The 14363-nt window shown below is 62.9% G+C and carries 12 protein-coding genes and 1 pseudogene; all 13 read right to left on the bottom strand.

What is annotated here, in order from left to right; genetic code table 11:
- Nucleotides 1–34: 34 nt before the first annotated feature.
- The 13 genes and pseudogenes from ACROUL_RS02135 to ACROUL_RS02075 all read right to left on the bottom strand — a co-directional run bounded on the left by ACROUL_RS02135 (nucleotide 35) and on the right by ACROUL_RS02075 (nucleotide 14269).
- The gene (locus ACROUL_RS02135; RefSeq protein ID WP_431297910.1) at nucleotides 35–904 is read right to left on the bottom strand and encodes a MurR/RpiR family transcriptional regulator; all 870 of its coding nucleotides are present in this window, start codon (nucleotides 902–904) and stop codon (nucleotides 35–37) included.
- Between the two features lie 121 nt (nucleotides 905–1025).
- On the bottom strand, nucleotides 1026–2564 hold the full coding sequence (locus ACROUL_RS02130; RefSeq protein WP_431297909.1) for a DHA2 family efflux MFS transporter permease subunit: 1539 nt from the start codon (nucleotides 2562–2564) through the stop codon (nucleotides 1026–1028).
- A 7-nt stretch (nucleotides 2565–2571) separates the two neighbouring features.
- Nucleotides 2572–3684 (bottom strand): HlyD family efflux transporter periplasmic adaptor subunit, encoded by a 1113-nt coding sequence (locus ACROUL_RS02125; RefSeq protein WP_431297908.1) that lies wholly within the window; start codon nucleotides 3682–3684, stop codon nucleotides 2572–2574.
- Nucleotides 3681–4142 (bottom strand): MarR family winged helix-turn-helix transcriptional regulator, encoded by a 462-nt coding sequence (locus ACROUL_RS02120; RefSeq protein WP_431297907.1) that lies wholly within the window; start codon nucleotides 4140–4142, stop codon nucleotides 3681–3683. The genes ACROUL_RS02125 and ACROUL_RS02120 overlap by 4 nt, the downstream gene beginning before the upstream one ends.
- Before the next feature lie 124 nt (nucleotides 4143–4266).
- Nucleotides 4267–5455 (bottom strand): annotated as a pseudogene (locus tag ACROUL_RS02115) (IS3 family transposase).
- A 250-nt stretch (nucleotides 5456–5705) separates the two neighbouring features.
- A complete protein-coding gene (locus tag ACROUL_RS02110; RefSeq protein ID WP_431297906.1) occupies nucleotides 5706–6767 on the bottom strand; it encodes an alpha/beta fold hydrolase in 1062 nt (353 codons plus the stop codon).
- 214 nt (nucleotides 6768–6981) lie between these two features.
- Nucleotides 6982–7356, bottom strand: coding sequence for a transposase (locus tag ACROUL_RS02105; protein ID WP_431297905.1), 375 nt, complete (start codon nucleotides 7354–7356; stop codon nucleotides 6982–6984).
- A gap of 988 nt (nucleotides 7357–8344) precedes the next feature.
- The gene (locus ACROUL_RS02100) at nucleotides 8345–8743 is read right to left on the bottom strand and encodes an XRE family transcriptional regulator (protein ID WP_431297904.1); all 399 of its coding nucleotides are present in this window, start codon (nucleotides 8741–8743) and stop codon (nucleotides 8345–8347) included.
- Nucleotides 8744–9083: 340 nt separating this feature from the next.
- On the bottom strand, nucleotides 9084–10208 hold the full coding sequence (locus ACROUL_RS02095; RefSeq protein ID WP_431297903.1) for a Gfo/Idh/MocA family protein: 1125 nt from the start codon (nucleotides 10206–10208) through the stop codon (nucleotides 9084–9086).
- A 46-nt stretch (nucleotides 10209–10254) separates the two neighbouring features.
- Nucleotides 10255–10566 carry a putative quinol monooxygenase gene (locus ACROUL_RS02090; protein WP_431297902.1) on the bottom strand — a complete coding sequence of 104 codons (312 nt, stop codon included), beginning with the start codon at nucleotides 10564–10566 and terminating at the stop codon, nucleotides 10255–10257.
- A 4-nt stretch (nucleotides 10567–10570) separates the two neighbouring features.
- Nucleotides 10571–11524 carry an ABC transporter permease gene (locus ACROUL_RS02085; protein WP_431297901.1) on the bottom strand — a complete coding sequence of 318 codons (954 nt, stop codon included), beginning with the start codon at nucleotides 11522–11524 and terminating at the stop codon, nucleotides 10571–10573.
- Nucleotides 11517–13106, bottom strand: a complete 1590-nt coding sequence (locus ACROUL_RS02080; protein ID WP_431297900.1) for a sugar ABC transporter ATP-binding protein — start codon at nucleotides 13104–13106, stop codon at nucleotides 11517–11519. Before ACROUL_RS02080 ends, ACROUL_RS02085 begins: the two co-directional genes overlap by 8 nt.
- Nucleotides 13103–14269 carry a Gfo/Idh/MocA family protein gene (locus ACROUL_RS02075; RefSeq protein ID WP_431297899.1) on the bottom strand — a complete coding sequence of 389 codons (1167 nt, stop codon included), beginning with the start codon at nucleotides 14267–14269 and terminating at the stop codon, nucleotides 13103–13105. The genes ACROUL_RS02080 and ACROUL_RS02075 overlap by 4 nt, the downstream gene beginning before the upstream one ends.
- Nucleotides 14270–14363 lie beyond the last annotated feature (94 nt).

The raw sequence follows: 14363 nt of genomic DNA, 5'->3' as shown, positions 1-14363 counted from the left end.
AGCGATGGGCGCGGGTAAACCGCGCCCTTTCGCCTCACGGCCCGGTCACCACCGGAATGCGCGGATCGCTGCTGTTCTTTTGCAGGCGCGACGCCAGCGCCACGCACAAGGCCTGCGCCAGACACATCGGGGCGGCAAGCGAGCGTGAGAAGGTGTATTCATGCTCTGGCACGGCGAACAGGATCTTGGCCATCTTGGCATAGGGCGACAGCGTGCTGTCGGTGATCGCGACAATGGGAACACCGCGCCCGGCGGTTTCTTCGGCCACGTTCACCACCTCGGTTGCATAAAAGCGGAACGACACGACGAACAGCATGTCAGTCGGCCGCGCCACCTTGGCCATATGCGTCGCCAGCCCGCCGCTTGCATCCAAAAGCACGGTGCGCTTGCCGAGCATGGTCAGCACGTAGCGCAGCAGTTCCACCACCGGGGCCGACCGAAGCTGCCCGATCAGATAGATTGTATCGGCGGCCTCCATCAATGCCGCCGCCTCAGCAAGCTGGCCCGCATCCATATTGGCCAGCAAATCTTGCAACGACGCGACATCCCTCGTCACCAGATCGGCAAGAAAGCCCATCTCGCCTTCACGTACGCCGCCCAGTTCGGCCTCCAGCGCCCGTACCCGCGCATCGAACCCCGGCGCGGCCGTGGAGAGACGGCGCTGAAACACCGCCTGAAGTTCCTTGAACCCCTTGTAGCCCAGCGACTGCGCATACCGCACAAAGCTTGACGCATGGATCCCGCATTTCTGCCCGATCGCATTGACCGACAGCACCGCCACGTCATTCGGGTTCTGAGTGAGGTAAAGCGCGATCCGCTGGTAGGATTTGCTCATGTCCTCATACCGGTCGTGGATCAGCTTGATCAGGTCTTCGTAGCTTTCAGGCGGGCGGTATGAGGCCATGTTTCACATCCAGGCTTGTGGCAAGAAATATAGTCCACTGCCCGTCAGTCGACCATCCGCAGCAAAATTTGTCAAACGCATTGCAATGCACCATTCTATGCATTGCGCTCGTTTGCAGGCGTCAGCCCCGCGCGGGCCGCCGCAACAGCAGCGCCAGCGGCATGGCCGCAAGCGAGACCCACATCATCAGATAAAAGTCGTCCACATACGACACCATCGCCGCCTGCACGTTGACCAGCCCGTCCATCATCTGCAGCGCCGCCGCGTTGCCCGCGACCGCACCGGGGCTGATCTGCCCCAGAAGCGGATTGAACGGCTGGATGAAGGCGCCAAGTTCCGCGTGGTTGGTCTGCATGTTGCGCGTCAGCGCCGCCGTCACCAGCGAAATGCCGATGGACGATCCGATGTTGCGCACAAGGCTGAACAGGCTTGTCGCGTCGGCGCGAAAACGCGGCTCCAGCGTGGCGAACGCGATGGTGGAAAGCGGCACGAACACCAGCCCCAGCCCCAAGCCTTGCACGACCCCGCTGCGGATCACGGGCCATGCGTCCATCTGCGGCGTAAAGCCCGTCATCTCCCACAGCGACAGCGCGGTCAGCGACAGGCCCGCCAGCACCAGCATCCGCGGGTCCACCTTGCGCACCAGCCGCCCGACCAGCAGCATGGAGATCATCGTCCCCACCCCGCGCGGGGCCATGACCCAGCCCGTCGTGATGATCGGATAGCCAAGGATGCGCGACAACATCGGCGGCAACAGCGCAAGGCTGGCCAAGAGGATGATCCCCACCACGAAGATGAAGATGAGGCCGATGCGGAAGTTCCGGTCGCGAAACATCTGCGGTTCAAGGAAAGGATGCTGCTTGTGGAGGATGTGCACCACGAACATCCAGAACCCCGAGATCGAGATGAAAAGGTAAAGCCACGTTTCCGCGGCCGAGAACCAGTCCACTTCCCCGCCACGGTCCAGCATCAACTGCAGCGACCCGATCGCCAGCGACAACAGCGCGAAACCCGCCATGTCAAAGCTGCGCCGCTTGCGCGGCACCCGTGGCAGAAAGGCAAGGCAGCCCAGCAGCGCCGCCGCGCCCACAGGCAGGTTGATCAGGAAGACCCAGCGCCAGTTGTAGCTTTCGGTCAGCCAGCCGCCCAGCGTCGGCCCGATGATGGGGCCGACCATGATCCCCGCGCCCCACATCGCCATCGCCTGTCCCGCCTTCTCGCGCGGGTTGATGTCCAGCAGAAACGTCTGCGACAGCGGCACGATAGCCGCACCGAACACGCCCTGCAGCAGCCGGAAGGCCACCATAGACGGCAGGCTCCACGCGATGCCGCAGGCCAGCGAGGTGGCGACGAAGCCGACGATGGAGATCAGGAACAGCTCGCGCTTGCCTAAGCGGTCGGCCAGCCAGCCGGTGACCGGCGTCATGATCGCAGACGCCACGATGTAGCTGGTCAGCACCCAGGTGATCGTGTCCTGCGAGGCGCCAAGGTCGCCGGTCATCGAGGGCAGCGCCACGTTTGCGATGGTGGTGTCCAAGACCTGCATGATCGTGGCAAGCATGATCGACAGGGTGATCAACCCGCGATGCTTGACCTCTACCGCAGGGGCGGAAACCGCCCCCAGTGGCGCGGCGGGCGGGCTTTCGGGAATGTCGGACATGGTGCGATCACTCGGCCGCGGCCAGTCGCGGCGCCGCCTGTCCCGAGGTGTCCACTGTCACCTCGGCGCTGACGCCCGAGGCAAGACTGGCCACCGCCGCAGGATCGTCCAGCCGGATGCGCACCGGCACGCGCTGGGTGACCTTCACCCAGTTGCCGGTCGCGTTCTGCGCGGGCAGAAGCGAGAATTCAGCGCCTGTTCCGGCCCCGATCGCCTCTATCCGTCCGGTGAAGTATTGTCCCGGTGCGGCGTCGAAGAGGATTTCGGCGGGCTGTCCTGTCACAAGATCGGCCAGTTGCGTTTCCTTGAAATTGGCGTCCACCCAGGCCTCGCCGGTTTCCACCAACGCAAAGACCGGCTGGCCTGCGGACAGCATGACCCCCGGCCGGAACGATGCGGCCTGATAGATCACCCCATCAGCGGGGGCCGTGACCTTGGTCAGCGAAAGGTTGTAACGCGCGCGGTCCAGTTCGGCCAAGGCGGCGCGGACGGCGGGATGGTCGTCGGTTGCGGCGTCAGGATCGCCCCCCAGCGCGGCGCGGGCGGCATCCGCCGTCAGCCGCGCGACATCGGCGCGTTCCCTGGACTGGCGGCTGGCATGGCGGAATTCTTCGAGCTTGCTGCTCGACGAGACGCCCTTGTCCGACAGCGCCTCTTGCCGCTTCAGTTCGTCGGCCTGATAGCCGGCGTCATCGGCGGCAAGGGCTGCCTGCGCCTCGGCCTGCGCATGGTTTGCCTTGAGCTGCGCCACCTGCAAACGCGCGGCGGTCACGGCGACTTCGGCCTGCGCCACGGCCAGCGCATAGGGTTCGGGATCAACCTGAAACAGCAGGTCACCGGCCGAGACGGTCTGCAGTTCCTGCACGTTGACGGAAACCACGCGCCCGCCGACCGTCGGCGCCACGGCGATGCGCGGCTGGTGAAGGTTGGCGTTTTCCGTGCTTTCGGACCCACCGCCAGAAACCCACCAGCCGCCGCCGCCCAGCGCCAGCAGCAGCGGGACGGACAGCATCAGCGCGGTCTTGCTGCGCATCGAGCGCGCCTTGGGCGCGGGGGCCATCGGAACGGCGGGCGTGCCAGCGGCGGCAGCCTTGGCATCGGCGGGGGTATGGGCGTTCATTTCACGGTCTCGGGGATTGGTGCGGGCGCATCTGCCGCCTGCAGGTTTTCGGTAATTTTCTGAAGCGTGGCATGAAGCACACGCCGTTCCTCATCGTCCAGACCAGCAAGGGCCTCGTCATAAAGCACTTCGGCAATGGCGCGGACGGTCGGCGCGACCTCGCGTGCCTTGTCGGTGGCCACCACGATACGGGCGCGGCGGTCTTCCGGATGCGCCTCGCGCCGCAGCCAGCCTTGCTGTTCCATGCGGTCGATGAGGCGCGACACGCTGATCGGCTCCACGCCTACCAAGCCTGCAAGAGCCGCCTGCGTCATGGGCCCTTCGCGCAGAAGCTGGCCAAGCAGCCGCCACTGTGCGGCGGACAGGCCATAGGCGGCGGTCCGATGTTCGAACCTGGCCCAGAACCTGCGCCCGATATCCTGAAAAAGCGTGCCGAGTCGGTCGATGCGATAAGTCATAAGCCTACTTATTATAAGCATGGCATGGTTACAACGGGCCTGAACAGGATTTTTCATGTGACGGGCCCAGACGGCATCACAAGACCTTGAGGCCCGCCCTGCTGCCGGTTTTGTTGACGGGCAGTTAAGCTAACCCGGCCCTCTTTTCGAACTCGACCGGGCTGAGGTAGCCGATGGTCGAGTGCCTGCGAACCGTGTTGTAGAACCTTTCGATGTAGTCGAACACATCTGCCCTGGCGGCATCGCGCGTCCGGTAGATCTTCTTGCCGATCCTTTCCGTCTTGAGCGACGAGAAGAAGCTCTCCATGGCCGCATTGTCCCAGACATTGCCGGACCGGCTCATCGAGCATTGCACGCCGTTGTCGGCCATGAGTTTCTGGAACTGCTCGCTGGTGTATTGGCTGCCCTGATCGGAATGATGCAGGAGCGCGTCCGGCTTGCCGCGCCGCCAGATGGCCATGACGAGGGCGTCGGTGACGAGTTTAGCGGTCATCTCTGCCTTCATCGACCAGCCGACCACGCGCCGAGAGAACAGGTCGATGACCGTCGCAACGTAGAGCCAGCCCTCGGCGGTCCAGACATAGGTGAAGTCCGCGATCCACTTCTGGTTCGGGCGATCAGCATGGAACGCACGATCCAGAACGTTCGAGGCAGCCACTGTCAGGCGCTGCCCCTCGTCCTTCGGCAATCCGCGCCGACGCGGCCGTGCCCTGAGCGCTTGGGCCTGCATCAGGCGTTCGATGCGATGCAAGCCGCAGTCGACGCCCTCGGCCAGAACATCGCGCCAGACACGCCGGGCTCCATAAGTGCGGGCGCTGGCGATGAAGCTCGCCCGCACCTTCGCGCCGGTCTCTTCGTCTTCCCGGCTGCGCCTCGACGGAGCGCGGCCAAGCCAGGCATGGAAACCTGACCGTGACACATCCAGCGCGTCACACAGCCAACTCACCGGCCAGATGTGGCGGTGCTTCGCGACGAAAGCAAACCTCATGTCACTTCCCTCGCGAAGTAGGCGTCGCCAGTGGTTTCTCGAACCAATGGCGCAACCACTGGCAACCCTTTTTTAGGATGTCGCGCTCTGCCTTGAGTTTGGCGACCTCTCTGCGCAGCCGATCAATCTCCAGCCGCTCAGGCTTCATCTGCCCGTGACCCGGAAACGCCTGCGAGGGATCCGTCTCCAGCTCCCGCACCCACTTCCGCAGAACATTCGCATGAACCCCCAGATCGCGTGACGCCTGAGCCGACGTCACCCCTCGATCCCTCACCAACTTCACCGCCTCAAGCTTGAACTCGCGGCTGAACTTCCGTCTCTCCATGGAAAACTCCGATCCCGTTGAAACACCCTATCTCGGTGTCCACAAAACCGGCAGCAGGCCAGCAGGAGCGAAATCGGATAGTCGCGCTTGCCGGATTGCGGTGGCCATTCTGACCGGTCGGGCATCGTTTCTGCACGGCCTAGCCTCCGTTCCATCGCACCCGTTCCCGCCGAGGTTGCGAGCCATAGTTGAACCGGCACGGGTCGGAAGGCAAAGACATCACGACCGGCCAGTTCAACCGTTTCAAGCCTTAGCCGCCGAGCTTTTCCACAACGGCTTTGCCCGGCTCGACGATCAAGGTGGATACCGCCGGGGCCGCATCGCTGCGGACCAAGTCGTTGGTCGGTGCGCCATCCGTGATGAAGGCGTTGATATCGGTCGCTACCCCCTCGAATGCCGCCCACTGCACGTTGTGGCCGATATCACTTTCCTGAACCCCCGAAGCCGGTAGAGGCAGCACGCCATATTGCTTCCAGTAGATAGGCTGGCCATGCCGTTCCGCGGCAACCGTCAGCGCGGCCATGATGGCGTCCTGGTCTGAGGCGAGGAAGATGCTGTCCTGCGTCCCCCAGATCACCAGTGTAGGCACCGTCAGATCCTTCAGCCGTTCGGTATTGTCCTGCGCCAAAAGGGCCTTGGTCGCCCCAATCCAAGTTCCCAGCTTAACGCTCGCCGTCTCGGGCAGATAAGGCACCAGAAACGCAGGGTCCGCCGCAGGATCGACGACCCAGTTCACCGAAAGCCACGAGGCCACTTCAGGATCCGCATCCAGCGGCGTCAGGTCATAGAAATCGGCCGGATAGGTTTTTCCTTTGGCCTCAAGCGCCTTGCGCCAAGATCCTTCGATCGGCTCCTTCAGCACGTAATCTGCCAGCGCCACATTGCCGACGCCGCTCGCGGCTGTTGCGTCAAGGATGGCATGGCTGACCATCGCGGGGTTGGTCAGAGCGACTTCCTGCACAATGAACGAGCCGAGCGAATGGCCCGCAAGAGCAGCCTTGTCGATACCCTTGGCCTGAAGAAAGGCCACGATGTCAGCCGCAAAATCCGCCGGGCGAAAACAAGCCTCTGGTGCGGTGGCACAGGATGCAGGGTCGGGCATGCTGCTCTGCCCATGCCCTCGCAGATCCACTGCCATTATGTGCAGAGCTGGGTTGATTGCGTTCAGGCTGTCCATCGTAGTGCTCCAAGACCGGACGTTGTCCGTCAGCCCGTGGATCAGAACCACAGCCGGCCCGTCCTGAGGCCCGACCTCGATGTAGCTCATCGTGATGCCCGTGGTCAGCGCCACCGTGCAGCGAGGCCCGGCCACACTGGTGCATGCCTCCTCGGCCGAAACTAGACCGGAACCGGCAAACAGCGCTGCCAGTGCAGCGGATATCAATCTCGACCGACGCATCATAATCTCTCTCCTGATTTGCTCAGTGGTGGGGCGAACGCTAGACAGCGGGCCCGAACCTGTAAACCGGATGTAACGGGCCTGCGCCGAAAGACGGTCAACACCCGCACCCGGTTCGACGGGAAGATCACGGGCGGGCCTGCTGTGCCACGACCAATTCCGCAACCGGGGCTCCGGGCGCGGCTACGTCCAGACGCACCTTCACAGGGCCGATCAACAGATCAATCGAAGCAATTGCAACCGGCGTGTCTACCGCCTGCACTGCCCCCAATGGGGCGGCAAACTCTGCCCCGACAAACATCGGAACGACCAACTTGCCTTGCCGTGCGAACGTCCGCCAAGAGGACAGGTGCTTGGCCTGCATACCATGCCGGTGTGCCACCTCGTTCACCGTGACGCCGCGCACCAGCGTCTCGGCCGCGATCCGGCCCTTCGCTTCATCCGACCATCGCCGCTTGGCTGCCGGAGCCGCTAGCAGCTCCACGAACCCAACGGCTTCCAAACTGCGCTCCTGATGGACGCCCCCCGACGCCTCCCGAGCAAATCTCCATACAGCGCCGCATTGCAGCTTACGGGTTGAGCAGGAAGGTGGGCTCAGAACAGCGCTTATGCAGAGAACGAGGGGTGTGTGAAGTCCTATGGGCCGGGAGGTTGCAAATGCCACGAATGGTCATCGTCATCAGGAAGTTGGCGACGCAGTCCTCCAGCGCCATTTCGCCACATGACGGGCATCGTCTCATAAAGCCGGCGGATCAATCGAGAGTCACGCGCTCTTCGCCTGCTAGCACTCCACTGGGCAGCAGGCTCCTCGTCGTGCGTTCTCCCTCGGGTGGCAGCAGGACACTCCACAACACTAGATCAGGAGTGCTGCCCTACTTCCAACCGATCTGACCCCTGGCTGTATTCTTTGTTCGAGGAAAGCTGGCCTGCTTGGGCCTAGGGCTTCGTGGGGTGACCGCCAAAGCATGTCCTGTGCCTGGGAACTCTCGTTGCAAGAGCTGGAATCGGATAGTGTCTGGCGAGCTCCGTTTGAGTAAGTATAGGTTCACCGGTTCGACTGCCCTGAGGGCCGGTCAGCAGGGTGACAAAACGGCCAGAAAACGATGCCTTATAATTTGTGCATTTTCGGAACCAGAATTCCAATAAAACAGGGAAATTTTAGGGTGACAGCGCCGGAAGTCCGTTCGCTTTCGTCTCCCGCTGTCACCCTAAGAATTCAATGAAATATGGCTTTGAGGGTGACAGACAAAGCGCCGCTGTCACCCTTTCATACACCCAGTTGTAACCCTCCCCGCCACGCCTGTATGCCCGTCTTTATATGACACCCAGCAGCCTCCGTAGACCAACAACCATGCCGCTACCCGGTGCCGGCACGTGGTCGTTGCAGATGATGCGCAGGAACTCGATCCACACGTGCTCGTTCTCGGTTATCGCAGCGTCGAAAGGAAGCCTGAAGCCGTCCACCACGCGCCTGCATTACTGTTCGTTGCTCATTTCCCGAACAGCCCCCTGATGGTGGCACGAGCGCGTGCGGCGGGTCTGGGATCGATGTGCCCGGAAGCGTCCCGGATCTCTGCCAGCCAGAGCCGTTCGTTCGCCGAGACCGGCGTGCCGAGGATTTCCTGAAGCGCCTGCGCGGCCGTTGAGCCCACAGCCTGTTCGAGAGCCAGGCGCATGAGGAGGGCCGGGTCGCACTCCAGCGCGGTGGCCAAAGCAGGCACGCGATCTAGGGCGAGCTTAGAGTTGCCGGCCTTCAGCATCGACAGGTAGTTGCCGTTCACGAAGCCAGCTTCCGCGGCGATGTCGGCTTGTGTTTTTGGTCTCAGCTCGAGGACGCGCTTCGCGATGAACTGTGCGAGGTCGCTGTCTCTGTAGGGGGCCGTGCTCATATCGCTCTCCATGAAATCGCAGCGCTGTTCGCTGCAACTCAATTATAGCGATCGGCTGATGGGGAGATCGTGGGGGCTGGGTGGCGTTCAGGTTTGGACGCAGAGTGTTCCTGATTACGAATGTTTGAAGGCCGTTACGAAGGGCGGAACGGAGACTTTCCGAGACGGCTTTCACTGCTCAAGGATCGGAAGGAAGCCGCCTTTCGTCCCAAAGGGGCGGACAATACACGTTGCGTGAAGGAGAAGGCTGTTCAGGACATGATCCTCGGACCATTCCTTGCTGACGCGGGGCAGGCGATTGGGCCTATGAATGCCGACGTCCTGTCAGCACTTTTGGACATCAAAGGTCGACCCAAACTCCGCCACCTTGGTGCGACCGAACGCCGGCAGCGATGAAGCGCATGCCGATCAGCCCATCGGATACTGTTGGCACGACCGATTCCCTGTCTGGACCGGTCTCGTCGCGAAAGCGGCGGAGTGTTCCAGCAGCCTCGCCGTATAGTGTGGCAAAAGCCTCAAGATAGCCCTCTGGGTGACCTGCTGGCAGGCGGGAGGGTGTGGCCAACCCCTCGCTGCCACGCCGTAGTGTCTGTGTTGACTGGCCGACGGGCGTATACTCCAGATCGTCGGGGCGTTCCTGCTCCCACAGAAGGCCGCCGGTCTCGCCGACCACCCGCAGGCGCAAGGCATTCTTCGTTCCGGGAGCGACCTGACTTGCCCAGATCATGCCCTTTGCCCCGCCTTCGAACCGCAGCAGGATGGCCGCGTTGTCATCCAGCGCCCGAGCGCGCCCGAAGGCCGACAGATCGGCCAGCAGGGCCTGCGGCACAAGGCCGGTCACGAAAGTGGCAAGGTTGAAGGCATGGGTGCCGATATCGGCGATGCACCCGCCCTCACCGGACTGCGCCGGGTCGGTGCGCCAGGCGGCCTGCTTCTGGCCCCCGTGCTCAATCGGTTCGGCCAGCCAGTCCTGCAGATACTCAACCTGCACATGGCGCACACGCCCGATTTGGCCCACCGCGACCAGAGCGCGCGCCTCGCGGACCATCGGGTAGCCGGTGTAGGTCTGGGTCAGAATGAAGGGGAGGCCGGTTTCGGACACCAGCCGCACCAGTGCCTCGGCGTCTTTGACGGTAGTGGCGAGTGGCTTGTCGCAGATTACCGGAATCCCGGCGCGCAGGAAGGCCGTGGCGACCGGAGCGTGTAGGTGGTTGGGCGTCACGATTGCCACGGCATCAATACCGTCGGGCCGTGCCGCCTCGGCTTTTGCCATCGCGGCCCAGCTGTCATAGCTGCGCTCTGCCGCGACCCCAAGCTCTGCTGCCGACTGCGCCGCCCGTTCGGGGTCTGACGAAAACGCCCCCGCGACCAAGTCCCAATGGCCGTCCAGACGGGCCGCGATGCGGTGCACGCCACCAATGAACGCGCCCGTGCCCCCGCCCACCATGCCAAGTTTCAGACGCATGGCGCGATACCTGTCGCGCAGGGTCCAGCCTGCTCCGCGGGCGATGTCATGGCTGACCGGCCATGTTCGACAGCATCGTCAGGTGGCGGATATCGACCGGCCGGGCGAGCAGTCGATCAAGCTGGGAAAACAGCGGTGCAAGATGGGGCATGGCCAGATGCGCATCCAGATCCGCTTGCGTGCGCCAGTTTTCATAGAACACGAAGCAGCACGGATCACCCGCATCGACGTGGAAGTCGTAGTTGAGGCAGCCCGGCTCGGCCCGCGTGGGGGCCACCTGCGCGGCCAGCAGCCCCAACAACTCGTCGCGACTTTCCGGCTTGGCGGTGACGGTGCCAATGATGGTCACATGTGCCATGGCGTCACCGCTTCTGGCTGAGGGCGACGGCAAGGATGATGATCCCACCGCGCGCGATCAGTTGCTGGCTGAACTCCAGCCCGAACAGGATCAGGCCATTGTTAATGAGGCCGATCATCATCGCGCCGACGATGGTGCCGATGACTGTGCCCTTTCCGCCAAAGAGGCTGGTGCCGCCCAAAACCGCCGCCGCGATGACTGACAACTCGTCCCCCTCGCCCAGCTGGAAGCGGCCCGATTGCAGGCGTCCGGCATAGAGCATCCCGGCCAGGGCTGCGGCGCAGGAGGACAGGACCAGCACCTTCATCTTGATGTTGGCCGTGTCGATGCCGGAATAGCGAGCCGCCGTCTCGCCACCGCCCGTGGCCAGCACACGGCGGCCAAAGCCGGACCGACGCAGGACGATATGACCGACCCCTCCGAGAACCGCGATCCAGAACAGAAGCACCGGAATCGGCCCGACCGACCCGCCACCGAACACCCATGAATAGCTTGGCGACAGGATCGGCACTGCGGCGGTGTCGGAAATCCACATCGCAATGCCTTTGGCGATGCCCATCATGGCCAGCGTGGTCAGAAAGGACGGAATACCGATCCGCGTTGTCAGCCAGCCATTAAAAAAGCCAACAGCAAGACCAGTTGCCAGGCCAGCTGCAACCCCACCCAGAGGGCCCGCCACGGCGATTGCCATTGCGACGGTCACCGTCGTCAGCCCCGCCACAGCGCCCACCGATAGGTCGATCTCGCCAGCCGACAGCACAAAAGTCATAGCGATGGCCATGACGGCAATCATGGCGGTCTGCCTCACGATGTTCAGCAGGTTGTTGGGGTTCAGGAACCCCTTGTCGTTCAGCGTCAGCGCGAAAATCACGAAGATCGCAACAAAGCCGATATAAATGATGTTCTGCCGCCAGTTCGCAAAGAATACCCCGCTGGGGGCCGTTATCGACTTAGCCATTGGTAGCCTCCTTCGCTGTCAGGGCTTTCTGGATTTCGATCTGCAGGCGGCGCTCGGCGGCTTGCAGTGCGTGTTCCGGGTTGGTCTCGGCCGGGTCGTCAAGCTCCGAGCGGTCCATCATTTGATGCGCGCGGCCATCGGCCATGACCAAGATCCGGTCGCAGGCGGTCAGCAGTTCCGAGAGTTCGGAGGAAATGACGAGCACTCCCTTGCCCGCCGTAGCGAGGTCTCGCACCAACCGGATGATCTCGGACTTGGACCCGATGTCGATGCCAGCAGTGGGTTCATCAAGGATCAGGATGTCAGGGTCGGTCGCCAGCCATTTCCCGATCACTACTTTTTGCTGATTGCCGCCTGATAGGGTAGAGACTGCATGATCCCGACTGGCCGTCTTGACCGATAGCCGCTGGATCATCTCATCGGTGATCTCGCGAGCGCGGGTGCGGTCCACGAGGCCACCTTTGGTGATCCGGCCCAAGACGGCCATCACCATGTTCTCGGCAACGCTATGCGCCGGGATGATACCTTGGGTCGCACGGGCTTCGGGCACCAGCGCCACACCCTCGGCAATCGCATCCGCCGGGCGGCGCAGCTGCACTGGGCGCCCCTTGATGCGGATTTCGCCCGCCACCGCTGGCTCGATCCCCGCAATGACCCGCGCCAGCGCCGAACGTCCCGAGCCCAAAAGACCCGCCAACCCCAGCACTTCACCCCGGTGCAAGGTAAAGCTGACGTTGTCGGGCTTGTGCGGGCCGGTGACATTCCTCAATTCCAACAGCGCCTCGCCCCGGGCCACGCCTCCACGCACCACATCGGCAAGCCCCTTGGACCGTTTGCCCACGATATGTTCGATCATCGTATCGATCGGCAGGTCCGCCATCGGCGCGGTGATCACATGCCGACCATCGCGCAGGATCGTGGCGCGATCGGCGATACGGGCGATTTCGTCCATCCTGTGGCTGACATAGATGATCGCCACGCCCTTCGCCTTCAGCTTGCGCAGAAACACGAACAGCCGCTCCACATCCGATACCGCCAGCGCGGTTGAGGGTTCATCCAGGATCAGAACGCGCGCGTCCTGGCTGATAGCTTTAGCAATCTCGGTCAACTGCTTTTGCCCCGCCCCCAGATCACCCACCAGAGCGCGCGGGTTCACATCGACCTCCAGCATCTTGAAGATCGCCTCCGCGCGATGGATGGAGTCTTCGTCGTCGATCAGGCCGCGTGCATCTCTGGCCTCGCGCGTCAGAAATACGTTCTGCGCCACGGTCAGGGTGGGGATCAGTGACATTTCCTGAAAGTTCATCGCCACGCCGGCGGCACGCGCCGCTTCCGGGGTGGCGGCGGCAAGCTTTTGGCCTGCCACCTCGACCGTGCCTTCGTCGGGGACATGCACCCCGTTCAGCACCTTGAGAATAGTCGATTTCCCGGCCCCGTTGCCGCCGAGCAATGCATGAACCTCGCCCGGCAGAACCTCCAGATCGACATTGTCCAAGGCGCGCACGCCGCCGAAAGATTTGGAAATCCCCGTCATACGAACGGCGGGAACAGAGTCATGGGCTATCGGGGCCGGAGCGGTCATCCGACCGTTTCCCACTTGCCGCTTTCGCCAGACCGCAGCATCGCATCCGCCACCAACTCGGTCTGCAATCCGTCCGCGAAATTAGGGCTGGGTTGCTTGCCCGATGCTATCGCGCTGAAGAAGTCGAAGCATTCCACGATCTTCGTCTCTGAATAGCCGATGCCAAGGCCCGGGATCGGCCACAGTCCGCCGCCGTAGGGATGCGCCGGACCAGTGTAGATCGTGCGGAATCCGCGTGCATCCGCCGGATCGTCGGCGAACATCACCTGCAACTCGTCGCGGCGTTCATAGTTGAAATGGATCGAGCCCTTGGTGCCGTGAATTTCCAGCGTGATGAAGTTGTTGCGGCCCCAGGCATTCCGCGTGGCCTCAAGGCTTCCGACTGCACCACCGGCGAACCGCAGCATTGAGATCACCTCATCATCCACATCCACCGGGGCACGTTCGACCTCGGCGGATTTCACTGACGCACCCAGCTTGTCGACGCCGCCTTGCTGGATCGGGCGTGTATTCACGTAGGTATGGGTCATCGCGATCACCTCGGCGATGGGGCCGACAAGGTAATGCGCCAGATCGACGACATGCGTGCCGATATCGCCCACCGCGCCAGACCCGGCGATCTTTTTCTGAAAGCGCCACGACAGCGGGCCATTTTCATCGGCCGACCAATCCTGCAGGTAGGTGCCACGGAAGTTCAGGATACGGCCGATGCGGCCTTCGTCGATGAATTTCTTCGCCAGTGCCACGGCAGGGGTGCGACGGTAGTTGAAGGCGACCATGTGGATGATGCCTGCGGCCTTCGCTGCTTCGGTCATCGCGCGGGCCTCTTCCACGGTCCGGGCGAGTGGCTTTTCACAGATGATGTGCTTGCCTGCCTTGGCCGCCGCAATGGCAATCTCGGCATGGACGTTGTTGGGTGTGCAGATATCGACCACATCGATATCGGGGCGGTTCACCACGGCGCGCCAGTCGCTGCTGGCCTCGTCGAAGCCGAAACGGTGGCGGGCTTCTTCCGCGGCCCCGTCGGTGATATCGACAACCACCTTGCGGTGCGGAATGGCCGGGGCGGGCCAGAAGAACATCGGCATCGACGCATAGGCCATGGCATGTGCCTTGCCCATGAACCCGCCACCGATCATGGCAACGTTCATCACTTTGGTCATTTTCGGTCTCCGGGGCTATGGGTGGGCCTTTGGTCGGGGCGGAAAAGGCCCCGGAAGGCGCAGGGTTGCGCGCGGGGGGAGTGCCCCCGCGCCG

This window comes from Tabrizicola sp. BL-A-41-H6 (genome assembly GCF_050632395.1).
Lineage (GTDB): Bacteria > Pseudomonadota > Alphaproteobacteria > Rhodobacterales > Rhodobacteraceae > JAUYQR01.
The sequence above is the reverse complement of the archived record's forward strand: the minus strand, read 5'-3'. Positions and strand labels throughout refer to the sequence as shown.